The sequence below is a fragment of the Shewanella violacea DSS12 genome (assembly GCF_000091325.1).
GTDB classification, from domain to species: domain Bacteria; phylum Pseudomonadota; class Gammaproteobacteria; order Enterobacterales; family Shewanellaceae; genus Shewanella; species Shewanella violacea.
Map to the genome: position 1 here is coordinate 3856669 of NC_014012.1, position 25132 is coordinate 3881800.

The following is a 25132-nucleotide window of genomic DNA, read 5'->3' on the forward strand; positions in this document are numbered from 1 at the left end:
AGGAATTACGCGTGGAAAGCGCCGAGCTAAAGCAATTTGTAATCGATAAAATCGAAGATTTAAAAGCCAAAGATATAGTCACCTTAGCGGTAGCCGAACAATCGAACATGACAGATTACATGGTCGTTTGCTCCGGAACATCTAAGACTCACGTAAAGGCAATAGCAGAGAATGTTGTCCTTGAATGTAAGCGTGCTGGCTTGTCTATCATTGGCGTCGAAGGCCGTGAAAGCAGCGAATGGGTCCTGGTCGATCTGGGTGATGTGATCTTACACGTCATGCAAGATAAGACTCGTGATTTCTATGAGCTTGAGAAGCTCTGGTCAGCAAAGCCAGCTTAATGAAATTACAGTTAGTCGCGGTCGGCACTCGTATGCCGGATTGGGTGACCACAGGCTTTGGGGAATATCAACGTAGATTCCCCAGAGACATGGCACTCGAGTTGGTGGAGATCCCCGCAGGGAAAAGAGGCAAAAATGCCGATATAGCACGCATTCTTCATAAAGAAGGCGAGTTAATGTTGGCTGCCATTCCTAAGGGCAATCATATTGTCAGTTTAGATCTCCCAGGCAAGACCTGGAACACCCCAGAACTGGCTTCGCAAATGACTCGTTGGCAACTAGACGGAAGAGATGTCAGCCTGCTTATTGGTGGCCCTGAAGGCTTATCACCATCATGTAAACAAGCAGCCTCTCAGAGTTGGTGTCTGTCAGCCTTGACGCTGCCCCATCCCCTAGTAAGAATTGTGGTTGCAGAGAGCCTCTATCGAGCATGGAGCGTTAATAACAATCATCCATACCATAGAGAGTAGTAACACTTTACGCCCTCACTAAGCTGTATTGATTAAGGGACCAGGCTATGTGCCAACTGCTGATAGCTAAGCTGGAGAAACTGTAAGTGGCACTAAGAAAGCGGGTAACCATGCATGATCACGCTGCCGAGGCTGCGCTTTTCAAACGAAGAGCCTTGTTCACTTTCGTCTGCGTGACTATTTTATTAGCTATATTGCTGACCAATTTATACCACCTTCAGATCACCTCCTACAAAGATTATGAAACTCGCTCCAACGACAACCGTATCCGAGTAGTACCCGTTGCCCCTAGCAGAGGCTTAATTTACGATCGAAATGGTGTTCTGCTCGCCGAGAATCAGCCTTTCTATTCCCTTGAGTTAATCCCAGAGAAAGTAAAAGACATCCCCGAGACCTTGATTGAGCTCAGTCGAGTGATCCCGATATCTGCCGATGAACAGGAAGATTTCATCAAGTCCCTCAAGCACCATAGACGTTTTAAACCCTTAACTCTGAAGAACCGATTGACCGAAGAGCAGGTTGCCCTGTTTAGTGTCAATCAGCACAAATACCCCGGAATAACGGTTGTCGCGGGCCTTAAACGCTATTATCCCTATAGTGAACTATTGACTCATGCCCTAGGATACGTAGGCAGAATTAACGACCGTGATAAGAGTGCCCTACAACGCAGCGAACAGTGGAAAGATTACGCGGGCACTAAAGATATCGGCAAACTAGGAATAGAAAAGTACTACGAGAGGCTGCTCCACGGGAAACCAGGCCATCTCGAAGAGGAGGTCAATAACCGTGGCCGCACCATTCGAACCCTAAAATCCGTAGCACCAGAGCCAGGCCAAGACATCTATCTGACCTTAGATCTAGAATTACAACGAAAAGCCGTGGAACTTTTAAATGGCAGAAGGGGTTCTGTGGTCGCTATAGATCCCCGTGACGGAGGTATCTTGGCCCTAGTATCTAGCCCAAGTTACGATCCTAATCTGTTTGTTCACGGTATTAGCAGTAAAGCCTATGGCAAACTTCTTAACTCTAGCGCCCGCCCCTTGATTAACCGAGCAACTCAGGGACAATATGCGCCGGCATCCACGGTCAAGCCTCTGCTTGCCTTACTCGGTTTAGATGAAAAAATTGTCACCTCTAAGACCCGGGTCTGGGACCCAGGTTTTTGGCAAATCCCAGGTGTGAAACACAAATACCGTGACTGGCAACGCTGGGGCCATGGTTGGGTAGACGTCAAAGCCGCTTTAATCCACTCATGTGATACTTACTTTTATGATCTGGCTTACAAGACAGGCGTTAATAAGATTGCCCAGTTTATGGGACCTTTCGGTTTCGGCGAACGTACCGGTGTCGATATCTCCGAAGAATCTGCTGGTATAATGCCATCCAAAGACTGGAAGCGCCTAAGATACAATCAACCTTGGTACATAGGCGATACTATATCTGTAGGGATCGGACAGGGATATTGGACAGCTACCCCGTTACAACTCGCCAATGCGACAGCTATTCTCGCCGCAAAAGGTAGACGCTTCACACCACATTTTCTTAAGTCGGTCAAAAACGATTCGACTCAGATAGACAGCTCCGACAATGAACTGCCCCCTATAAAACTCAATATGCCCGAGAATTGGGACATAGTTACTGAGGCCATGCGAGATACGGCCCATAAGAAGCGATTCAAAGATTCGCCCTACACTGCCGCTATGAAGACAGGTACGGCTCAAGTCATAGGTGTGGCCCAAGATACTCGGTATGATGCCAGTGCTATCAAGGAGCATTTTCGTGACAATGCCTTAACCATTGCCTACGCCCCCTTCGAAGCGCCTAAAATTGTGGTTGCTGTGGTGCTTGAAAATGCTGGCTGGGGTGGCGTTAATGCTGGCCCGGTGGCCAAATCATTACTCGATGAATATATGTTACGGGACACAGTGGAGTCACTCAAATGAGTACGCAGAATCATCGCCCCAATATCTGGCAAAGGTTCCATATCGATCTTCCTTTGCTACTGGGACTGTTAGCCTTGATGGTATATGGTCTATTCGTCATCTATTCCTCTGGCGGAGAAGACTTAGCCCTGCTTGAGCGTCAACTAGTGCGTATGTGCCTTGCACTAGTTGCCATGTTTACCATGGCTCAGATCAATCCTGAAGTACTGCGACGCTGGGCGTTCCCTATCTATATTACCGGAATCATCTTACTCCTAGGAGTGAACTTTTTCGGTGAAATAAACAAGGGAGCACAGAGATGGCTGAACTTAGGTTTTATGGAGTTTCAACCGTCAGAACTCATTAAATTAGTCTTTCCCATCACCATGGCCTGGTACATCAGTAAGTTTCCCTTACCCCCCAAGAAACGCTACTTAGCTGGCGCCGGGGTGCTCTTACTGATCCCTACCTTACTGATCGCAAAACAGCCGGATCTCGGCACCTCAATTTTGGTAGCCGCTTCTGGGATATTTGTATTATTCCTTTCGGGCATGAGCTGGGCAATCGTTGGCAGTTTTATTGGCGGAGTCTTGGCCATGCTGCCAGTACTTTGGTTCTTCCTGATGCACGACTATCAAAGAACCCGAGTCCTGACCCTGCTCGACCCAGAGAAAGATCCCCTGGGTGCGGGTTACCATATAATTCAATCTAAAATAGCCATAGGATCTGGGGGGATGTGGGGCAAAGGCTGGCTCGACGGCACTCAATCTCAACTGGAGTTTCTACCCGAACGTCATACAGACTTCATCTTTGCCGTCATAGGTGAGGAGTTTGGCCTGATAGGCAGCATAGTCTTATTAAGCCTATATCTTTACGTCATCGGCAGAGGACTTATTATCGCTTCTCGGGCTCAAACGAGTTTCGCCCGTTTGCTCGCTGGCAGTATAACCTTAACCTTCTTCGTCTACATCTTCGTCAACATAGGCATGGTTTCAGGAATTTTACCTGTTGTAGGTGTGCCTCTACCGTTAATCAGTTATGGGGGAACCTCGATGATCACCCTAATGACAGGCTTCGGTATATTGATGAGTATTCACACTCATAGACGATTTATCGATAGGTAAATCCACAGGACGAAATCAAGAATCTAGCGTGTTATTACCAGTGAAGAGCTTATTGGTTTAACGCGCTAGTTAATACTTAATAAATTAAGACAGAATTAAAGAAACGAACCTAGGTTACTCAATAGTCTTAGCGATATTACCCACAGCATTTTCCAGATACAGGGACCGGTTTCAGTGAATATTAAACACAAAATTCTTGCTAGCTTACTCATAACATCATTTTCCATCTCGGCCACGGCAAGTACATCTACAGCCATCGACGATTCCAATGTTGCATCATTAAAAACTGAATTTATGCAGACTCAGAAAGCTTTGGGCTTCACGGAGAAAGAAGTTCAACAGTTTCTCGATAAGGCTAATTATAATCAAGGTGTTATCGATGCAATGACTAGACCATGGGAAGCAAAGCCCTGGCATCAGTATTACCCTATATTTCTTACCGATAAGCGGCTTAATGCCGGTGTAGCCTTCTGGAAAAAGCATGAGGCTACCGTAAAGCGTGCCGCTAAAGAGTTCGGAGTGGATCCTGAAATAATCATCGCTATCATAGGTATCGAAACCTTCTATGGCGGTTACATGGGCAACTATCCTGTGGTAGATGCCCTGTATACCTTAGGTTTTTACTACCCAGCGAGAGCCACATTTTTCAGAAAAGAGTTAAGTAACTTACAAACCCTGATAGAAGATGAAAAGCTAGATATTAATAATCTTAAGGGTTCTTACGCCGGTGCCATGGGTTTCGGACAGTTTATTCCTTCGAGTTACCGTCATTATTCTGTGGATTTTGATCATGATGGACGCAGAGACCTGCTCAATAGCCCAGTTGATGCCATAGGTAGCGTAGCGAACTATTTCCATCAACACGGCTGGCAAGCCGGAGCTCCTGTAGCCCTGCCTCTCACGGTAACTGGCGAGTTCCCTGCGGATGTTAAGATCTGGAGTGGTGAAAAACTTAACTACAAGATATCCGACATCTTGTCTCCTTCTGTATCATTAGCCGAATCAATCGATCTTGATATCTCACAACCCGCTTTGGTGGTGAACTTGGAACAGCAGGATAAACATGAATACTGGTTAGGTTTGAAGAACTTCTATGTGATCACTCGTTATAACCGCAGCCCCTTGTATGCCATGGCGGTCTATCAATTCAGTCAGCAGTTAAAACATGCCCATGACGGCCATTAAATGCTCGCCAGTACAACTGGCAATCTTTGTCCCTTCAGTCAGGAACTGGAAAGTATGACGATCAATATTAAATTTGCCAGGATAGCTTCACTCCTGCTAGCCCTCATGCTAACAGCGTGTTCAAGCTCAGATAGTCTAGATAATGCCAATAGTGCAGCTAACAATAGTGCAAATAATCCCAATAGCGGACGCTACAAGCTTAAAAATGACAGAGCACCAACCAGTACACCGGACATATCTAAGGTTGAAAACGCTCGTCCTAAATATGAGCCCTATAGCCGTGGCGGTAACAAGAGTAATTACAAGGTTTTAGGTAAAACGTATCAAGTTCTAAATTCAGGAAAAGGATTTGTACAGACTGGCTACGCATCATGGTACGGCTCTAAATTTCATGGCCATCTTACCTCGAATGGCGAAACCTATGACATGTACTCAATGTCGGCAGCACATAAATCTTTACCTCTGCCGAGTTATGTCAGAGTGACTAATCTCAAGAACAACAAACAGGTGATTGTTAGGGTTAATGACAGAGGCCCTTTCCACACAAGCCGAATCATAGATCTCTCCTATGCGGCGGCCCATAAGTTAGACATGCTTAAAAATGGCACAGCCTATGTCAAAATTGAAGTGATATACATTGAGAGTCCTGAGTCAGTCGCCTTGGCTGAACTCAAACACACTGAGCTCCACTATATCCAGGTCCTGGCATCCTCTGACAAGAGTAAGCTAGATAAACTATCGAGAGAACTGGAGATCAAATACAAGGTGAAGACAAGAATATTATCTGCCAATAATCTGTATAAATTACAATTGGGGCCCATAGGGCAGATACAGATAGCAACTAAATTGAACCAACAATTGAAAATCAATGGTTATCCCCAGAGCTATCTGGTCACACGTTAGTCATTGATTTTGATTGTCTAAGAACTCTGTAAATAGGAGTAAGTCATTGCCCCTATTTACAGAAGATTAATGAAGCTTCACTGAATTAGCAGGTCGACTAGTGATATACTGCGACCAATTTCTCTTTCCAATTTTAACCAAATAAGATGTGCCTTGTTGATATGAAAATTTTAAATCGCCCATTAAAAACACTTATTCTTGCGACTACTGTCGTGTGCTCATCCACCTATGCAGCACCAATCGTTACGCCAATTGCACCAACTGTTGCAGCTAAAGCCTATGTTTTAATGGACTTCAACACAGGGCAAATTATTACAGAAGAGAATGCTTACGAGAGCTTAAATCCGGCCAGCCTAACTAAGATGATGACCAGTTACGTCATTGGCCAAGAGATGAAAGCCGGTAATATCTCACCTGAAGATGAAGTAGTCGTCAGTAAGAAAGCCTGGTCAAAGAACTTTCCCGACTCGTCTAAAATGTTCATTGAAGTCGGTAAGCATGTCACAGTCGACGACTTAAACCACGGTATCATAATCCAGTCTGGTAACGACGCATGCGTCGCCATGGCCGAGCATATTGCCGGAACTGAAGATGGTTTCGTCGATCTGATGAACTCATGGGCAAAACAGCTGGGCATGAAAGACAGCCACTTCGAAAACGCTCACGGTCTGGATGCTACCAATCATAAGTCAACGGCCTATGATATGGCGATATTAGGCGCTGCACTTATCCGCGACGTTCCTAAAGAATATACTCTCTATAGCCAGAAATCATTCACCTATAACGGTATCAAACAGTACAACCGTAACGGCCTGTTATGGGACAAGAGCATGAAGGTCGACGGTATAAAAACCGGCCATACATCTGGTGCAGGATATAACTTAGTTACATCAGCAACAAAAGACGGTATGCGTTTAGTTTCTGTGGTCATGGGCACTCGAAGTGAAAGTGCACGTAAAGCTGAAAGCAAAAAACTGCTAAACTATGGCTTCCGTTTCTTTGAAACTATTACTCCGTACAAGGCTGGCGATAGTTTTGTTTCACAAAAGATTTGGTACGGCGACAAAGAGTCTGTTGATTTAGGTGCTATTACAGATACACCTATCACTATCAGCCGTGGTCAGGCTAAAAACCTACAAGCCAACTTTGAGCTAACCAAAGAATTAACAGCACCTATAGCAAAAGGCGAGACTGTTGGCCGTATCTACTTCCAGCTTAATGGTAAAGATATCGCTCAATTCCCACTAGTCACCCTACAAGAAGTCAATGAAGGTAGCTGGTTCAGTAAACTGATGGATTACTTTAAGCAGATGTTTGCAGGCTTGTTTAGCTAATCCCCAAGCTTAAATCGACCATAAGAAGCCACCTTAGGGTGGCTTCTTTGTTTCAAGTTTCCCTTGAAATACGTATAATAAACTCCATATAGAGCCTATTACATCGGCAAGAGATTATAGATATGTTAGATACAAAATTTGATGAATTGATGGAGTTCCCTACCTCATTCCCATTTAAAATCATTGGAGACGCCTGCGACACATTAGCAGACAAAGTCGTTGCGGTTGTTCAACAGCATGTTCCTGGTGATTATGTACCAAGCACTAAGGTGTCGAGTAAGGGCACTTACAACTCGATCACCATTCGAGTGACGGTGCAAGATAAAGCACAGGTGGAGACTCTCTACATCGAGCTAGCCGCCATTGAAGGGGTTAAGCGCGTCTTATAACCTGCGTATAGATTTTCCTTTCAAATTTTTATGAGCAAATGACACTTGAAAAATCAGACTCATGTCGATTTCTTCAATATTACTCATCACCGATAAATGTGATCTAGCTTACATTTATCGGTTAGAGGGGTATAATACCGCCATCATTGTTTAAGGGGAGAGGTTGCCCTTGTCTCAGAGCACGTTACACGTTAGATATCTTGGCCAACAAGATTACGAATCCGTATGGCACGCGATGCAAGATTATACCGACAACCGGGATGAATCTAGTCCAGATCAACTTTGGATAGTGGAACACCCACCAGTGTTTACCCAAGGTCAAGCAGGCAAGAGTGAGCACATACTCAATCCAGGTGATATTCCAGTCATACAAGTCGATCGAGGTGGTCAAGTCACTTATCACGGTCCAGGTCAGCTTGTGGCTTATCCTCTTATCAATATAAAAAGACTTAAGATTGGTGTACGCCAGCTCGTCACAGATATTGAGAATAGCATAGTGCAGTTGCTTGAAAACTATCAAGTTAAGGCTTATGCAAAAGCCGATGCTCCGGGTGTTTATGTCGATGAACGTAAAATCGCATCCCTAGGCTTAAGGATCCGTAAGGGCTGTTCCTTTCACGGTTTAGCCCTTAATGTCGATATGGATATGAGCCCGTTTCAACGAATTAACCCCTGTGGTTATGTCGGTTTAGAAATGGCGCAATGCAAGTCGTTAGGCGGACCTCAAACTGTCGAAGAGGCAGGAGAGCAACTCGTTAAAACATTTAGCCAGAACTTAGGCTATCAGAATCTAGTTCATCATCAAGGATTGTCAGAGTCATGAGTAGGCCAGAAAGATTACAACCTGGAGTTAAACTAAGAGATGAAGCAAAACTCTCTCGAATTCCAATTAAAATCGTTCCTTCAGAGCGTGCAACCATGCTACGCAAACCCGATTGGTTGCGGGTAAAACTACCTGCATCGAACCAAAGGATCACTGAAATAAAGCAGGCTTTGCGTAAAAATGGTCTCCACTCTGTATGTGAGGAGGCATCTTGCCCCAACCTTGCCGAGTGCTTTAACCATGGTACGGCCACCTTTATGATTTTGGGCGCCATCTGTACCCGTCGCTGTCCATTTTGCGATGTAGCCCACGGACGTCCACTTAAGCCAGATGCTGAAGAGCCAATAAAACTAGCTCAGACAATCAGGGATATGAAGCTTAAGTATGTGGTAATTACCTCAGTGGATCGCGATGATCTGCGTGACGGTGGCGCTCAACATTTTGCGGACTGTATCCGTGAAATACGCTTACTCAACCCTGAGATCAAGATCGAAACCTTAGTCCCTGACTTTCGCGGACGTATAGATGCTGCATTGGAAATATTGGCTACCGAGCCACCAGATGTTTTCAATCACAATCTTGAAACTGCACCTATGCACTATCGTAAGGCTAGACCCGGTGCTAACTATCAATGGTCTCTGGATCTATTGAAAAAATTTAAAGCGCGTCATCCACATATCCCGACAAAATCAGGATTAATGATGGGCTTAGGTGAGACCAACGAAGAGATAGCTCAAGTGTTACGCGATCTCCGCGCTCATAATGTTGAAATGCTGACGTTAGGCCAATACTTACAACCCTCTAAGTTCCACTTGCCGGTAGAAAGATATGTGCCGCCTGCTGAATTTGATGAACTGAGAGTCTTAGCTGAAGGATTAGGCTTTACGCATGCAGCCTGTGGACCTATGGTGCGCTCTAGCTACCATGCGGATCTGCAAGCTCAAGGTAAAGAAGTCAAATAGACCTGTAAAAATGATACTAGAAATCTAGCGTCACTGACCCGTCAGCCGACGCTATTTTTTTAGCTAAATTTTGGTAAAAACCTATCTAGTCTTAACTCTACAGGCTAATGGCAAGTTCCATCAAGATAGCGTCTTCATTGGCACTCTCAGTCTTATAATAGCCCTTACGAATGCCCGACTCTTTGAAATCGTACTTAGCATACATATGTCTGGCGGCAAGACTCGAGGATCTCACCTCAAGAAACAATGTCTCAGCCTTAGATTGGGCCGCATCAGTGATCACGGCTTGCAATAACATTTGACCATATCCTCTCCCCTGCTCGGAAGGATCAACACAGATATCCATCAAGGTCGCATCTTCAAATATTTGATGAAGAATCGCGAAGCCAACCAATCGTCCTTCGATCTCAAGTCCGAATGTTGAGTACAAGTGTCCAAAACAGCTCTGTATAGTACCCAAGCTCATTGGATGCGTATGAGCCAATGTAGCTAGATTAGCCATGTTCACAGCATCAGTAAGGCTTAATCGGCATACTTGTTGTGACATACTCTTAGTTATCCTATGTGAGACTCTTTGTTATGAGCAACAATAAAATTCCACAATTCACGCTTAGCTTCAGCCTTGATTAATAGTTCGGCTAAAGGTGCAGAGCTGAGTACAGGATTAGACCTGGGTATTTTGAGACGTCGCATATCCCAAATAACATCGGCCCCTTTGATAAACTGCTCTGTAAATGAACAGTTTGTTATTGGACACTCTATTAGTGATAAAACAGAATTAATAACAGGGTGATGCTCAATACCTGGCTCAACTTTGTCCACTAAGATGAAGTAAGTCTTAGCTGCGTTGCTAGTCTGTACCCATCGATTGATCCCCATCGCATCTAAATATGCCGCTTTTTCCACTCTGATTAATGCCCTTCGTTCTTTGATGATTCATAGGATACCAGCTTATAAAAGCAAGACTAAACAAAATCACAAAACCGATTAGAATGATCAATTCTTAGCGTTTTATATGAATAACACAGAGGGATAGAATGATTGTAATAACTCAGGAGAGAATTAATGATCAATATCGGAATTAACGAGCAAGATAGGAAAGAGATAACAGCCGGCCTCAATCAAGTCTTAGCTGACAGCTATAGTTTGTACCTTAAGACTCACAGCTTTCACTGGAATGTCACTGGACCTATGTTTACCAGCTTACATCAGCTATTTGAAGAGCAATACACTGAATTAGCCACAGCAGTTGATTTAATTGCTGAAAGAATTAGAGCCTTAGGATCACGTGCATTGGGCTCATACAGTGCCTATGCGGCTCTGACTGGCATCAAAGAAGATCATGGCATTACAGATGCTAACGAGATGCTTAGCGAGCTGTTAAAAGGTCAGGAAGTGATAATACGTAATATCAGATCTCTTTATCCTTTAGTAAACCAAGCAAATGATGAGGCGTCAGCAGATCTGCTTACCCAAAGAATTCAGACACATGAAAAAACAGCATGGATGTTAAGGAGCCTGTTAGCGGTTTAGCGGTTTAGCGGTTTAGCGGTTTAGCGGTTTAGCGGTTTAGCGGTTTAGCGGTTTAGCGGTTTAGCAAGTAGGGAGCTGAGAGCCTTAAAAGCAATGCATAAAATCACTAAACTCCAGATGCAAAAAAGCCGAGCTAATGCTCGGCTTTTTCTAAATGTGGCAGGGGTAGCAAGACTCGAACTCGCAACCATCGGTTTTGGAGACCGCTGTTCTACCAATTGGAACTATACCCCTGTTGACGAGACGCATTATGCTTAAACTCGCCTAAAAGGTAAAGTCTTTTTATCATAAAACCGTTTAACTGCGGCATTTTCAAGCAAGAATTGTAATAAGGACAAAATTTAAACGTTATCACGCTATATCTAGGCTAGATAATAGCTAATCCAATCTAGATGAAAGAATTTCATTAGCCAATAATTAAGCTACAAACCACAGGGTGAAGCCAAAACTGGCGTTAATTGAGGTACTCTATCAAAATACTTGATCATACCGCCTCGGAATTTAGTCACATATTCCTTCACTTCATCAGTTGAAAGTAATGCTCCCTTAATATGGAATACCCAGTCGATATCTTGTCGATATTCACGCATCTCATCGGAATCAACCGGACCGATAGAAGCATCGGCTCCTTTAGGCATAAACCATAAATTAAAATTTATCGACATAGGCTGATCCGGTGCCACCTTGTCACTGTGAGTAGAGATAAGCTGACCGTCAACATAGTAGTTAACTTGATCCGCTTCCACTGTCATCAGCAGAATTTTCCAACCTGCATTGCTACCAGATTTGCGAGTATACTCGTTAACCTTAGTCTAGGGCGTTAATTGAAAAGTCTCCCTAGTCGTTGTCCACATGGCAGGCTCAGAGTTACTTCCCCAGCCACCATTAGGTAGGTATTCAAAATCTACTTCACTGTATTGAGGGTTCATTGGAAATGCTAAAGGACTGATGGTATAGAAGGTCTGTATTACTTCATCGCCATCTGGACCAAAAGTAGACTCATCTCTGAAAAAGACTTTAGCGGCATAGGTACCATTTAAGTACTTACGCTCATGGCAAAACTGAGTATGTCGGGTATTCTCACCTTCACCAGCGGTCATCGAACTTATTCTGATGAAGTTACCCTTTAATCCATCAACTTCAGTAACGAAACTTATGCCATCAGCAGACCAACTGGCACCTGAAATCCCTGGGTGACCGGTTTCGGTTCTCACTTTCCAGCCGTTATCATAAAAATCATTCAAATTCGAATAGCTAAAGTCATCGGTGAAGGTTTTCTTCTCAAAAAGCTCATCACCGATAGCCCCCGACTGGGAAGCAAAGCTTATCGATATTAATAAGCCTGCCGAACAGAATATTTTAGCGCTCACACTTTTCATATCACATCCTTGAATAGATTAAATGACAACGCTGTGAAAACAACATAATGGCAACAAGAATGCAGAGGTAAATATCGATTAGGAATATTCGAATAACTTAATAACGGCTCAACCAGTAATACATATGTCCTAGCTAGCTTAGAGTAAATAACCCCACCAAAATAACGGTGAATTAGTAACCCATAACTATATTAAAGTATAGCTAGAGCGAAACTAGACGAAATCGTCAAACTGTAAGCTATTAAACGAGAGACATGAAGGTAGAACAGGCTTTTACACAAGCATTTTCTTGCTAGAACCGAGGAGAAAATATCTATCAAGCACATGGGGGAGAATTATGGTGATTGAAATGAACAGCTCTACTAGCTTGGAGCAAAGATAGGTGCCGCCTTCCAATGGTCAAAATTTAGTGGCTATGATACTTGTCGAAGACCAAAGCATGGAGGATAAGAAGTAGCGCTTTGGATGCATAGCATTCAGCTGCTTTGTAGCGCGTAATGAAGAAGTCATGAAGCTGGGGGAGCAAGCCGCATGGATGTGATGAATGTCAGAAATGCCTGGATGTAATTGCTAACCAAGCTCAGCGGCGGGTCGACCGCAATGGATAATGGAATGGACCCATCGACTCTTTATAAACCAAAGTGGCATTGCACATACCTGCTTAAGTGAATAAGCCACCTGCCTATATTGACGTTGGATAGTGGTTTTATAGCCTGCAACCGAGGTGCCTTCCAATGGCCCAGCTTCGGATAAATCCTCCGCACATCAAGCTACGCTTAATAAGCGCAAGGACTTCACCCTACTATCACATGGAATGAACCTCACTGCGTTCGAGCTTTTTACATTCCCATGTTCGAGTGGTCATCTTTCCAGACTAAAAACGAAAAAAGCCCGTTGCGTTAGCAACGGGCTTTATCGACTCTCTTTACGAGAAATTAGGTGCCTGGAAATGAGCAACTCTCGTAGTCCACAAAGTGGACACATGGGGGTGAAATTACGGCGCTTTGAATACGCAGTATTCAGCCATAATTGAACGCGGAGAAACTTGGTTTCGTAGCGGGAGAGCAAGCCACAGGGATGTGGTGAATGTCAGAAATGCATGGATGCAATTGCTGACCAAGCTTAGCGGCGGGGCGACATCGACTCTTTATAAACCAAAGTGGCATTGCACGTACGTGCTTAAGTGGATAAGCCACCTGATATCTGTACCGGTAAGTTCGAGCTAAACAGCCAAAACTTTATAAATCCCAGACGCAAAAAAGCCACCTTAATAAGGTGGCTTAGTTACTGTTAAATCAGGAGTGCGCCTGTCATAGAACAAAAATCGGAGGCGCCTTCCAATGGCCCAGCTTCGGATAAATCCTCCGCGTTCAGACCCAGCATCAAGCTACGTTTGCTAAGCGCAAGGACTTCACCTTACGACCCACAGGGATGTGGGAAGTGTCGAGATTGCAGGAGCAAATCTCTACCTAGCACATAAAAGGAAGCATGCTTCGCATACTCTATTTATGTCCCCCATGTGAGAAGGTCATTTCAAAAGCTGTTAAACGAAAAAATCCCCAACACAAAGTGCTGTGGATTTATCGACTCTCTTTACGAGAAATTAGGTGCCTGGAAATGAGCAACTCTCGTAGTCCACGAAGTGGACACATGGGGGTGAAATTACGGCGCTTTGGATACACAGTATTCAGCCATAATTGAACGCGGAGAAACTTCGTTTCGTAGCGGGAGAGCAAGCCACAGGGATGTGGTGAATGTCAGAAATGCATGGATGCAATTGCTGACCAAGCTCAGCGGCGGGGCGACCGCCATGGATGGCGGAAGTGTCGATATTGAAGGAGCATTTATCGACCGACATCGGGGTAGGCATTCATGCCTTCCTAAGTGGATAAGTCACCTGCCTACATTGACGTGGATATGGGTACCGATAAGTTCGAGCTAAACAGCCAAAACTTTATTAAATTCCAGACGCAAAAAAGCCACCTTATTCAGGTGGCTTAGTTACTGTTAAATCAGGAGTGCGCCTGTGCGGAGGCGCCTTCCAATGGCCCAGCTTCGGATAAATCCTCCGCGCTCTACCGCAGCATCAAACTTCGTTTGCTGAACGCAGCGATATCACCCTACTATCACATGGAATGAACCTCACTGCGTGAGGGCTCTTAACATTCCCCATGTTCGTTCGGTCATTTCTAGGCTAAAAACGATAAAGCCCGTTGCGTTAGCAACGGGCTTTATCGTTTATTAGGCGCCTGGAAATGACCTACTCTCACATGGGGAGACCCCACACTACCATCGGCGCGATTGCGTTTCACTTCTGAGTTCGAGATGGGTTCAGGTGGTGCCACAATGCTATGGTTTCCAGACTAATTTGGTAAATTTGAAAAGCTGGCTATTCAGAATCTTTTAAAATATTCTAAATAGCTTTAAATAAAGTAATAATTGGTTCGACTTAAATCAAGTTCGTATTCTTTTGTGCTTGTAAAGTAATCATCATTAACGCTACAAACCCATCTGGGTTGTATGGTTAAGCCTCACGAGTCATTAGTACAGGTTAGCTCAACGCCTCACAACGCTTACACACCCTGCCTATCAACGTCCTAGTCTCGAACGGCTCTTTAGAGGAATTAAATTCCTAGGGATGACTCATCTTAGGACTCGCTTCCCGCTTAGATGCTTTCAGCGGTTATCGATTCCGAACGTAGCTACCGGGCAATGCTATTGGCATAACAACCCGAACACCAGCGGTTCGTCCACTCCGGTCCTCTCGTACTAGGAGCAGCTTCCTTCAATCATCCAACGCCCACGGCAGATAGGGACCGAACTGTCTCACGACGTTCTGAACCCAGCTCGCGTACCACTTTAAATGGCGAACAGCCATACCCTTGGGACCGACTTCAGCCCCAGGATGTGATGAGCCGACATCGAGGTGCCAAACACCGCCGTCGATATGAACTCTTGGGCGGTATCAGCCTGTTATCCCCGGCGTACCTTTTATCCGTTGAGCGATGGCCCTTCCATACAGAACCACCGGATCACTATGACCTACTTTCGTACCTGCTCGACGTGTATGTCTCGCAGTTAAGCTGGCTTATGCCATTGCACTAACCGTACGATGTCCGACCGTACTTAGCCAACCTTCGTGCTCCTCCGTTACTCTTTGGGAGGAGACCGCCCCAGTCAAACTACCCACCAGACACTGTCCTCAACCCCGATTCAGGGGCCTAAGTTAGAACATCAAAACTACAAGGGTGGTATTTCAAGGTTGACTCCACAAAAACTAGCGTCTCTGCTTCAAAGTCTCCCACCTATCCTACACATGTAGGTTCAATGTTCAGTGCCAAGCTATAGTAAAGGTGCACGGGGTCTTTCCGTCTAGCCGCGGGTATACGGCATCTTCACCGCAATTTCAACTTCACTGAGTCTCGGCTGGAGACAGCGTGGCCATCATTACGCCATTCGTGCAGGTCGGAACTTACCCGACAAGGAATTTCGCTACCTTAGGACCGTTATAGTTACGGCCGCCGTTTACCGGGGCTTCGATCATGAGCTTCTCCGAAGATAACCCAATCAATTAACCTTCCGGCACCGGGCAGGCGTCATACCGTATACTTCCTCTTGCGAGTTTGCACAGTACTGTGTTTTTGATAAACAGTTGCAGCCACCTGGTATCTGCGACTCCCGGCAGCTTAGAGAGCAAGTCTCATCACCGCTGGGAGCGTACCTTCTCCCGAAGTTACGGTACCATTTTGCCTAGTTCCTTCAGCCGAGTTCTCTCAAGCGCCTTGGTATTCTCTACCCAACCACCTGTGTCGGTTTGGGGTACGATTCCTACTAACCTGAAGCTTAGAAGATTTTCCTGGAAGCATGGCATCAACTACTTCATCACCTTAGTGACTCGTCATCAGTCCTCAGTCTTGCAATTTAATGCGTATTCCCGGATTTGCCTAAGAATACAACCTACAACCTTAAACGCGGACAACCAACGCCGCGCTAGCCTAGCCTTCTCCGTCTCTCCATCGCAGTTAGCAGAAGTACAGGAATATTAACCTGTTTCCCATCGATTACGCCTTTCGGCCTCACCTTAGGGGTCGACTTACCCTGCCCTGATTAACATTGGACAGGAAACCTTGGTCTTTCGGCGAGGGAGTTTTTCACTCCCTTTATCGTTACTCATGTCAGCATTCGCACTTCTGATACCTCCAGGATGGGTTACCCCTTTCCCTTCAACGGCTTACAGAACGCTCCTCTACCGCTTGCTAGTAAACTAGCAAACCCATAGCTTCGGTGTATTGCTTAGCCCCGTTAAATCTTCCGCGCAGGCCGACTCGACTAGTGAGCTATTACGCTTTCTTTAAAAGATGGCTGCTTCTAAGCCAACTTCCTAGCTGTCTAAGCCTTCCCACATCGTTTCCCACTTAGCAATAACTTTGGGACCTTAGCTGATGGTCTGGGTTGTTTCCCTTTTCACGACGGACGTTAGCACCCGCCGTGTGTCTCCCGAGTAGTACTCATTGGTATTCGGAGTTTGCAAAGGGTTGGTAAGTCGGGATGACCCCCTAGCCTTAACAGTGCTCTACCCCCAATGGTATTCGCTCGAGGCGCTACCTAAATAGCTTTCGAGGAGAACCAGATATCTCCCGGTTTGATTGGCCTTTCACCCCCATCCACAAGTCATCCGCTCATTTTTCAACATAAGTCGGTTCGGTCCTCCAGTTGATGTTACTCAACCTTCAACCTGCCCATGGATAGATCACCGGGTTTCGGGTCTACACCTTGCAACTAAACGCGCAGTTAACACTCGGTTTCCCTACGGCTCCGCTATTCGCTTAACCTCGCTACAAAATGTAAGTCGCTGACCCATTATACAAAAGGTACGCAGTCACGGTCTCAAGAACCGCTCCCACTGCTTGTACGTATACGGTTTCAGGTTCTATTTCACTCCCCTCACAGGGGTTCTTTTCGCCTTTCCCTCACGGTACTGGTTCACTATCGGTCAGTCAGGAGTATTTAGCCTTGGAGGATGGTCCCCCCATGTTCAGACAAGATGTCACGTGTCCCGTCCTACTCGTTTTCATCTATAGTTAGTTTTCATGTACGGGGCTATCACCCTGTGCCGCTGAGCTTTCCAACTCATTCCACTAACACCCTATAGACTTAAGGGCTAATCCCCGTTCGCTCGCCGCTACTAGGGGAATCTCGGTTGATTTCTTTTCCTCCGGGTACTTAGATGTTTCAGTTCCCCGGGTTTGCCTCACATACCTATGTATTCAGTATGTGATACTCACTTATGTGAGTGGGTTTCCCCATTCGGATATCGTTAGCTCAAATGCTTGTTACTAGCTCGCCAACGCTTTTCGCAAGTTACTACGTCCTTCATCGCCTCTGACTGCCAAGGCATCCACCGTATACGCTTAGTCACTTAACCATACAACCCACATAAGTTTGAAACTAATATGAATAGTAATGCAACTAATGGTGTTTACTTTCGCCAAAAGAATACTCTTGAAGCATATTGCTATGCTTCGGCACTTAATTTAAGTGTTTGAGAACTCAATTATTTATTTATTTTTCGCGCTAATGCTATTAATAACAACCTACAAGTAAGTCATTATCCCTTTCGCATTAACACTATCAGCTTTCCAAATTTTTAAAGAACAAACAACACCGTAAAGGTGCGTTTCTCGCTCTAACAAGAACAAGTTATCTGTGTGAACACTCAGCAAATATTGAGTTAGTCGTATAGGTAAGGAGGTGATCCAGCCCCAGGTTCCCCTAGGGCTACCTTGTTACGACTTCACCCCAGTCATGAACCACACCGTGGTAAACGCCCTCCCCGAAGGGTTAAGCTATCTACTTCTGGTGCAGCCCACTCCCATGGTGTGACGGGCGGTGTGTACAAGGCCCGGGAACGTATTCACCGTGACATTCTGATTCACGATTACTAGCGATTCCGACTTCACGGAGTCGAGTTGCAGACTCCGATCCGGACTACGACCGGCTTTGTGGGATTAGCTTGACCTCGCGGCGTTGCGACCCTCTGTACCGACCATTGTAGCACGTGTGTAGCCCTACTCGTAAGGGCCATGATGACTTGACGTCGTCCCCACCTTCCTCCGGTTTATCACCGGCAGTCTCCCTAAAGTTCCCACCATTACGTGCTGGCAAATAAGGATAAGGGTTGCGCTCGTTGCGGGACTTAACCCAACATTTCACAACACGAGCTGACGACAGCCATGCAGCACCTGTCTCATAGTTCCCGAAGGCACCAAGCTATCTCTAGCGAGTTCTATGGATGTCAAGAGTAGGTAAGGTTCTTCGCGTTGCATCGAATTAAACCACATGCTCCACCGCTTGTGCGGGCCCCCGTCAATTCATTTGAGTTTTAACCTTGCGGCCGTACTCCCCAGGCGGTCTACTTAATGCGTTAGCTTGGGAACCCAGTGTTCAAGACACCAAATTCCGAGTAGACATCGTTTACGGCGTGGACTACCAGGGTATCTAATCCTGTTTGCTCCCCACGCTTTCGTACCTGAGCGTCAGTCTTTGTCCAGGGGGCCGCCTTCGCCACCGGTATTCCTTCAGATCTCTACGCATTTCACCGCTACACCTGAAATTCTACCCCCCTCTACAAGACTCTAGTTTGCCAGTTCAAAATGCAATTCCCAGGTTGAGCCCGGGGCTTTCACATCTTGCTTAACAAACCGCCTGCGTACGCTTTACGCCCAGTAATTCCGATTAACGCTTGCACCCCTCGTATTACCGCGGCTGCTGGCACGAAGTTAGCCGGTGCTTCTTCTGCGAGTAACGTCACAGTAAGCAGTTATTAACTACCTACCTTTCCTCCTCGCTGAAAGTGCTTTACAACCCGAAGGCCTTCTTCACACACGCGGCATGGCTGCATCAGGCTTTCGCCCATTGTGCAATATTCCCCACTGCTGCCTCCCGTAGGAGTCTGGACCGTGTCTCAGTTCCAGTGTGGCTGATCATCCTCTCAGACCAGCTAGGGATCGTCGCCTTGGTAAGCCATTACCTTACCAACTAGCTAATCCCACCTAGGTACATCCAATCGCGAAAGGCCCGAAGGTCCCCTCCTTTCCCCCGTAGGGCGTATGCGGTATTAGCAGTCGTTTCCAACTGTTATCCCCCTCGACTGGGCAGTTCCCTAGGCATTACTCACCCGTCCGCCGCTCGACAGCAAAGTAGCAAGCTACTTTCTGTTTCCGCTCGACTTGCATGTGTTAGGCCTGCCGCCAGCGTTCAATCTGAGCCATGATCAAACTCTTCAATTAAAGTTCTTTTGATGCATCCTCTTTCGAAGATGACATCGGCTCAATGAATTATACTGTTTTTCATTAACCACTCTCTATAAAGAGAATGCCAATGAAGCTTACATATTTTGCTTCTTTGAATTTACTTTCTCGAAAGAAAGTAGAAACCAAAGTTGCTATGGTCACTCAGTGGTTCATTGAGAAAATTTGTTGCCACTTACAAAGTAAGATGGCTTCGAATAACTCAACACCTGTGAGTGTCCACACAGATTTCTTGTTTTGTATTGTTAAAGAACGTGGTGCTAAGTAGCACCGCCGTTGACGCTAGGTCGAAGGCTTTTACTTACTGACCAAGGCTATTCGTCTTGGCTAGGGAGGCGTATTCTACACTCTCCGTGGTTGGCGTCAAGGGCTTTTAAACATTTAATTCTTATCGTTTAAAACGAAGGAAAAAACTAAGCTAACTTGTTGCCCTAACTCGACTGGTCTTACTCAACTTAATGTTTAGTAGGACTGGGTTGCCGTGTCAGTGGATGCGCATTATAGGGGGTTTCGATGTGAGCACAAGGGCTTATTTAAAAAAAACAAACAAGCGAGTATTTATCAACCAAAGCGTCCAGAAAGCACACACAACACCGACCTGAAGGGCTTTTTTTACTCTAAACATCCTAGCAGGGAGACTAAGTCTGGCACACTTCTATGAGCCTGCACCTAATTGGCAGATTTTTGAGAGATATATCTATAGATATAGGAATAACTTAAAATCTACCTCACCGAGTTATTATTCGACTCCTTGGTTTTATCTTCATTAGCTTGCTTGATATTTTAACTATCCTTTCCCACGCTTCAGTCTTCATCTTTTTGACTACTAGTGTTTGGCGTTACTTTCAATTTTCGTATGCCATAAATAGTCATCACAGGGCCCGATAGAGCATAAAGATAAAAAATAAAGCAGAGTATTAGTGCAGGCTCTAGAGACACAAAAACAAATATGCCTACGAGGGATAAGATGACAAGAAAGTTAACTCGACTGCGCCAGTCGATGTCTTTGAATGATAAATAGCGAAAGTTACTTACCATGAGTAAGCCTAATATGATGGTAATAATAGCCACGACCCAACTAACATTATGACCATCGAGTGCATTTTGGCTTCCCAACCAAATACTAGCAGCGATCACTGCCGCCGCTGCGGGGCTTGCCAACCCTTGAAAATAACGTTTATCGGCTACTCCAACCTGTGTATTAAAACGAGCTAAGCGCAATGCAGCACCTGCACAATATATAAAGGCCGCGAGCCAACCTAACTTTCCAAGTTCTGCTAATCCCCAATTATAGGCGATCAAAGCAGGAGCAACTCCAAATGACACCATGTCGGCCATACTGTCGTATTCAGCTCCAAATTGACTCTGGGTATTAGTCATTCTTGCCACGCGGCCATCGAGCCCATCAAATAACATGGCGACAAACACAGCAATTGCAGCAGACTCATACAAGCCATTCATAGATGCAATAACCGCATAGAATCCAGAAAATAATCCTGCTGTGGTAAACAAGTTTGGGAGTAGGTAGATACCTTTACGTTTTACCGAATCTTTATCAAAGTTTTGCATATCATTCAAAGATGAGTATCTTGTATAAAAAATATACCATACTTTAACTGTTCTACACTTTTCCGTTATCAGTTATTTACTTAAGCTCATCATATCCTGTGAGCAAGTTCATCTTAGTTTTGATTGGAAGCCATTATGTACTCAAGATTATTAGCTCTCGCTCTACCTTTACTATTTGTGACATACGTTTCAGCAACCGTTATCTATAAGTGGGTAGATGATAATGGAGTGACTCACTTCAGTCAGCAAATCCCAGAGAATGCAGACGAGCAGTCTAAATCTGAGAAACTATACAGTGAAGATATTGAACCAAAATCCATAGGGACAGTGGCTCCAATAGCTAGTAGTAAAGAGCCAACAAAGTTAAGCCAAGCTCAACAAGATGCAGCACAAATTAATCAATTTGATAAAGAACAAGCAAAAGAAATCTGCAAGAACGCAAAATACAACCTTGATATTTTGGTGACCCACACCAAGCTAAACAGTAAAGATCAACAAACAGGTGAAGTCGTTGCAGTGACTGAGGAACAACGTCAGCAAAAGATTAAAATGCAGAAACAGAGAGTAGCGCTATTCTGTAAATAGACACAGGTATCGAGTGCAGAACAATATCAAAAGCACTATAGGCAGTTATTAGCTAGAAGAAATCTGACTTCACCCCATATTAGTAGTATCTATTACGTCTAATGTGGGGTGTCATATAATTATTATTTAAGATTTTTTGACTGTATACATGGAACGGCTTATCCCTTCTTGGCATGCTTGAATGCCTGCATTCCAGCCTTCATCAAAGGAACCTAAACCGTCTAATATTGTATCTTTAAATTCGGAGAGTGTTCCACCATTGTGTTTAACTGTAATTGCACTCTTGCAGCCTTGATCATAACCAAAATGATATTGACTATCGTAATCGATATTGCCTACACCTATATATGTTTCAATGTCCTGGTTTACTTTAGGCTCTGGAGTAGTGGAACTACAACCTAGGACCGATAATGACACCAATCCGATGAGTGCTAATGTTGATTTCATGATTCATACTCCTTATTAGGCTATAAGCAGCAAACCAATGGCAAGTATCACTCCAGACTGGTTTACTACTCTATGTCTAAGTTAAATAGGTATTTTACACCTAAATAACTGACTATATTAAATTAAACTCAACATATACTAATTGAATTTATGAAAAAAACACAAGAGTTCCAAGCTGGCTTATATATTAAGCAGGCTTAACTCTCATGGGATGCCTTACTGCAGGAAGACTAACTCTCCTCCCGAACACTCAAGCTTAATGGGCTTACCAGGCACTAAGCTACCGCTTAAAATCCGTTGAGCCAGTGGATTAGCAACTTCCTGCTGCAAGGCCCTTTTCAAAGGCCTAGCTCCATATACAGGATCGAAACCAGCCTTAGCAATCAAGGCTAATGCATCTTCACTAATAATGAGTTCAAAATCTTTTTCGGTAAGTCTCTGCTGTAAAGCTTGGATTTGAATGTTAGCAATATATTCAATGTGCTTCTCATCCAGAGGATGAAATACTACGGTCTCATCGATTCTATTTAAGAATTCAGGTCTAAAACTATGAACTACAACATTCATGACCTCAGCCTTCATCTCACTGTATGACAGAGAGCCACATCGGGTTTGAATGATGTCAGAGCCAAGATTTGACGTCATGATGATAACCGTATTTCTAAAGTCGACAGTACGGCCTTGGCCATCAGTCAATCTACCATCATCTAGCACCTGCAATAGAATGTTAAATACGTCAGGATGAGCTTTTTCAACTTCGTCGAGAAGTATAACCGAATACGGCTTTCTTCTTATCGCTTCAGTTAAATAGCCACCCTCTTCATAACCCACATAACCTGGAGGCGCACCGAGTAAACGTGCAACTGAGTGCTTCTCCATAAACTCTGACATATCGATACGTACCATAGCGGCTTCTGTATCGAATAAAAATTTAGCCAAAGACTTACACAACTCGGTCTTACCTACCCCAGTTGGTCCCAAAAACAGAAATGATCCTATAGGGCGTTCGGGATCGGCAAGGCCAGCTCTACTACGACGAATTGCGTTTGAAACCGCATCTACGGCTTCATTCTGCCCAATAACCGTTTGATGTAAGGCTTCTTCCATATTCAGCAGTTTCTCTTTCTCTCCTTCCAACATTTTAGCGACTGGGATCCCCGTAGCTCTAGATAGCACCTCTGCAATTTCGACATCAGTTACCTTGTGCCTCAATAAAGTCATATCTTGCATCTCGGCTTGCGCCGCAAGATCTAATTGCTTTTCTAGCGCTGGTATACGGCCATATTGCAATTCAGACATACGAGTCAAATCACTAGCACGCCTCGCCACATCGAGATTCAGCCTTGCCTGCTCTAGATCCGCCTTTATATGTTGAGTTCCTGCAAGCGCTGCTTTTTCTGTATGCCAGATTTCATTAAGCTCAGCGGCTTTAGCATCGACATCTTTCAACTCTTTTCGCAGTGAATATAAGCGGCGAATACTCGCTTCATCAGTTTCTTTAGCGAGTGCTTGCTCCTCTATTTTAAGCTGGATGCTTCTGCGCTCTAACTTATCTAGTACTTCTGGTTTAGAGTCGATCTGAATTCTGATACTAGATGCTGCTTCATCGATGAGATCTATGGCTTTATCGGGCAACTTACGATCTGAGACATATCGATTTGACATACTTGCTGCGGCTACAATTGCAGGGTCGGTGATCTCAACATGGTGATGTAACTCGTAGCGTTCCTTGAGTCCACGTAAGATAGCAATAGTGTCTTCTACATTGGGCTCTTCAACCAACACCTTCTGAAAACGCCGTTCTAAAGCGGCATCTTTTTCTATATATTTGCGGTACTCGTCTAATGTCGTCGCCCCGACACAATGAAGATCTCCCCTTGCAAGGGCTGGTTTAAGCATATTACCCGCGTCCATGGCACCATCGCCTTTTCCAGCTCCCACCATAGTATGTAACTCATCGATGAAGAGGATGACTTGACCCTCTTCTTGATAAAGCTCATTAAGAACAGCTTTTAAACGTTCTTCGAATTCACCACGATATTTAGCCCCAGCCACTAATGAACCCATGTCTAATGAGAGCACTCGCTTATTCTTGATACCTTCAGGCACTTCACCGTTAACGATTCTTTGTGCCAGCCCTTCGACTATCGCAGTTTTACCCACGCCAGGCTCGCCTATTAATACAGGATTATTTTTACTACGACGCTGCAATACCTGAATTGTACGACGGATCTCATCGTCTCGACCTATAACAGGATCCAGTTTGCCTTGCTCGGCAAGCTCGGTCAGATCGACAGTAAACTTTTTAAGCGCTTGACGTTGATCTTCGGCATTCGGATCGTCAATAGTTTTACCAGCTCTGATCTGTTTGATGGTCTGCTCCATCAAACCTTTAGTTGCGCCTGCCTTTTTTAGCTTCTGGGCAAGAAGATCATTACCTTCCAGTGCAGCTAGAATAAATAGCTCGCTGGAAATAAATTTATCTTTGCGCTTCTGGGAAAGTTTGTCACAGAGATTTAATAGGCGTATCAGTGCCTGTGATAATTGAATATCTCCGCCAGCGCCATCAACTTGAGGTAAACGTTCTATCTCTTGGCTTATCATCAAACGCAATGAGCTAACCAGAATTCCGGCCTGAGTAAGTAAGGGGTGAATTGAACCATTATCTTGATTGAGAAGTGCCATCATCAGATGTATAGGTTCAATAAACTGGTGATCACGCCCCAATGCCAGTGATTGGGCATCGGAAATCGCTGTTTGGAATTTATTGGTCATACGATCGAGTCGCATAGAGTCTCCAAAATAATAACTAAGACTAAATTTACTTTATATAGTTAAAAGATGGGGTGTTTTTGG

At 44.8% G+C, this 25132-nt stretch carries 19 protein-coding genes, 1 tRNA gene and 3 rRNA genes; 12 read left to right on the top strand and 11 right to left on the bottom strand.

Translation table 11 applies throughout. The features are described 5' to 3' along the window. Positions 1-11 precede the first annotated feature (11 nt). From rsfS to lipA, 10 genes are all read left to right on the top strand, one after another. Positions 12-341, top strand: coding sequence for a ribosome silencing factor (gene rsfS / locus SVI_RS16085; RefSeq protein WP_013052670.1), 330 nt, complete (start codon positions 12-14; stop codon positions 339-341). Next, positions 341-811, top strand: coding sequence for a 23S rRNA (pseudouridine(1915)-N(3))-methyltransferase RlmH (gene rlmH, locus SVI_RS16090; RefSeq protein ID WP_013052671.1), 471 nt, complete (start codon positions 341-343; stop codon positions 809-811). The genes rsfS and rlmH overlap by 1 nt, the downstream gene beginning before the upstream one ends. Before the next feature lie 110 nt (positions 812-921). Further along, positions 922-2754: a penicillin-binding protein 2 gene (mrdA, locus tag SVI_RS16095; RefSeq protein ID WP_408005143.1), complete on the top strand. Its 1833-nt coding sequence runs from the start codon at positions 922-924 to the stop codon at positions 2752-2754. Further along, entirely contained in the window at positions 2751-3857 is a 1107-nt protein-coding gene (rodA, locus tag SVI_RS16100) for a rod shape-determining protein RodA (RefSeq protein ID WP_013052673.1), read from the top strand. Before mrdA ends, rodA begins: the two co-directional genes overlap by 4 nt. Before the next feature lie 225 nt (positions 3858-4082). Next, positions 4083-5042, top strand: coding sequence for a lytic murein transglycosylase B (mltB, locus tag SVI_RS16105; RefSeq protein WP_231847864.1), 960 nt, complete (start codon positions 4083-4085; stop codon positions 5040-5042). A 54-nt stretch (positions 5043-5096) separates the two neighbouring features. Further along, a complete protein-coding gene (locus SVI_RS16110; RefSeq protein WP_041420425.1) occupies positions 5097-5945 on the top strand; it encodes a septal ring lytic transglycosylase RlpA family protein in 849 nt (282 codons plus the stop codon). A gap of 161 nt (positions 5946-6106) precedes the next feature. Then, the gene (locus tag SVI_RS16115; protein WP_013052676.1) at positions 6107-7279 is read left to right on the top strand and encodes a serine hydrolase; all 1173 of its coding nucleotides are present in this window, start codon (positions 6107-6109) and stop codon (positions 7277-7279) included. Positions 7280-7401: 122 nt separating this feature from the next. Next, entirely contained in the window at positions 7402-7668 is a 267-nt protein-coding gene (gene ybeD / locus SVI_RS16120; protein ID WP_013052677.1) for a DUF493 family protein YbeD, read from the top strand. Positions 7669-7837: 169 nt separating this feature from the next. Continuing rightward, positions 7838-8491, top strand: coding sequence for a lipoyl(octanoyl) transferase LipB (lipB, locus tag SVI_RS16125; RefSeq protein WP_041420426.1), 654 nt, complete (start codon positions 7838-7840; stop codon positions 8489-8491). Beyond that, positions 8488-9453 (top strand): lipoyl synthase, encoded by a 966-nt coding sequence (lipA, locus tag SVI_RS16130; protein WP_013052679.1) that lies wholly within the window; start codon positions 8488-8490, stop codon positions 9451-9453. Before lipB ends, lipA begins: the two co-directional genes overlap by 4 nt. 97 nt (positions 9454-9550) lie before the next feature. Here the strand turns inward: lipA and rimI are convergent, their stop codons facing one another. Both rimI and SVI_RS16140 read right to left on the bottom strand, forming a co-directional pair. Next, positions 9551-10000 carry a ribosomal protein S18-alanine N-acetyltransferase gene (gene rimI / locus SVI_RS16135; RefSeq protein ID WP_013052680.1) on the bottom strand — a complete coding sequence of 150 codons (450 nt, stop codon included), beginning with the start codon at positions 9998-10000 and terminating at the stop codon, positions 9551-9553. 8 nt (positions 10001-10008) lie between these two features. Beyond that, positions 10009-10359, bottom strand: coding sequence for a hypothetical protein (locus SVI_RS16140; protein ID WP_013052681.1), 351 nt, complete (start codon positions 10357-10359; stop codon positions 10009-10011). Positions 10360-10518: 159 nt separating this feature from the next. On the opposite strand from SVI_RS16140, the gene SVI_RS16145 reads away from it, so the two are divergent. Next, positions 10519-10986 (top strand): Dps family protein, encoded by a 468-nt coding sequence (locus SVI_RS16145; RefSeq protein WP_013052682.1) that lies wholly within the window; start codon positions 10519-10521, stop codon positions 10984-10986. A 157-nt stretch (positions 10987-11143) separates the two neighbouring features. Here SVI_RS16145 and SVI_RS16150 read toward each other — a convergent pair. From SVI_RS16150 to pssA, 7 genes are all read right to left on the bottom strand, one after another. Next, positions 11144-11220: transfer RNA gene (locus SVI_RS16150), tRNA-Trp, on the bottom strand. Between the two features lie 188 nt (positions 11221-11408). After that, entirely contained in the window at positions 11409-11738 is a 330-nt protein-coding gene (locus SVI_RS21580) for a LamG domain-containing protein (RefSeq protein WP_049791116.1), read from the bottom strand. Between the two features lie 60 nt (positions 11739-11798). Beyond that, a complete protein-coding gene (locus SVI_RS21585; protein ID WP_013052684.1) occupies positions 11799-12365 on the bottom strand; it encodes a LamG domain-containing protein in 567 nt (188 codons plus the stop codon). 2247 nt (positions 12366-14612) lie between these two features. Further along, positions 14613-14728 (bottom strand): 5S ribosomal RNA (rrf, locus tag SVI_RS16160). 157 nt (positions 14729-14885) lie between these two features. Continuing rightward, positions 14886-17790 (bottom strand): 23S ribosomal RNA (locus tag SVI_RS16165). 319 nt (positions 17791-18109) lie between these two features. After that, positions 18110-19654 (bottom strand): 16S ribosomal RNA (locus tag SVI_RS16170). The 16S, 23S and 5S rRNA genes sit together here, the layout of an rRNA operon. A gap of 825 nt (positions 19655-20479) precedes the next feature. Continuing rightward, positions 20480-21244, bottom strand: a complete 765-nt coding sequence (pssA, locus tag SVI_RS16180) for a CDP-diacylglycerol--serine O-phosphatidyltransferase (RefSeq protein ID WP_041420029.1) — start codon at positions 21242-21244, stop codon at positions 20480-20482. A 135-nt stretch (positions 21245-21379) separates the two neighbouring features. Between pssA and SVI_RS16185 the strand changes: the two genes are divergently transcribed. Beyond that, positions 21380-21829, top strand: a complete 450-nt coding sequence (locus SVI_RS16185; RefSeq protein WP_013052688.1) for a DUF4124 domain-containing protein — start codon at positions 21380-21382, stop codon at positions 21827-21829. 126 nt (positions 21830-21955) lie between these two features. On the opposite strand, the gene SVI_RS16190 is transcribed toward SVI_RS16185, so the two are convergent. Next, on the bottom strand, positions 21956-22276 hold the full coding sequence (locus SVI_RS16190; RefSeq protein ID WP_013052689.1) for a hypothetical protein: 321 nt from the start codon (positions 22274-22276) through the stop codon (positions 21956-21958). A gap of 216 nt (positions 22277-22492) precedes the next feature. After that, complete coding sequence (gene clpB / locus SVI_RS16195; protein WP_013052690.1) at positions 22493-25066, bottom strand: ATP-dependent chaperone ClpB; 2574 nt, start codon at positions 25064-25066, stop codon at positions 22493-22495. Positions 25067-25132: the final 66 nt, after the last annotated feature.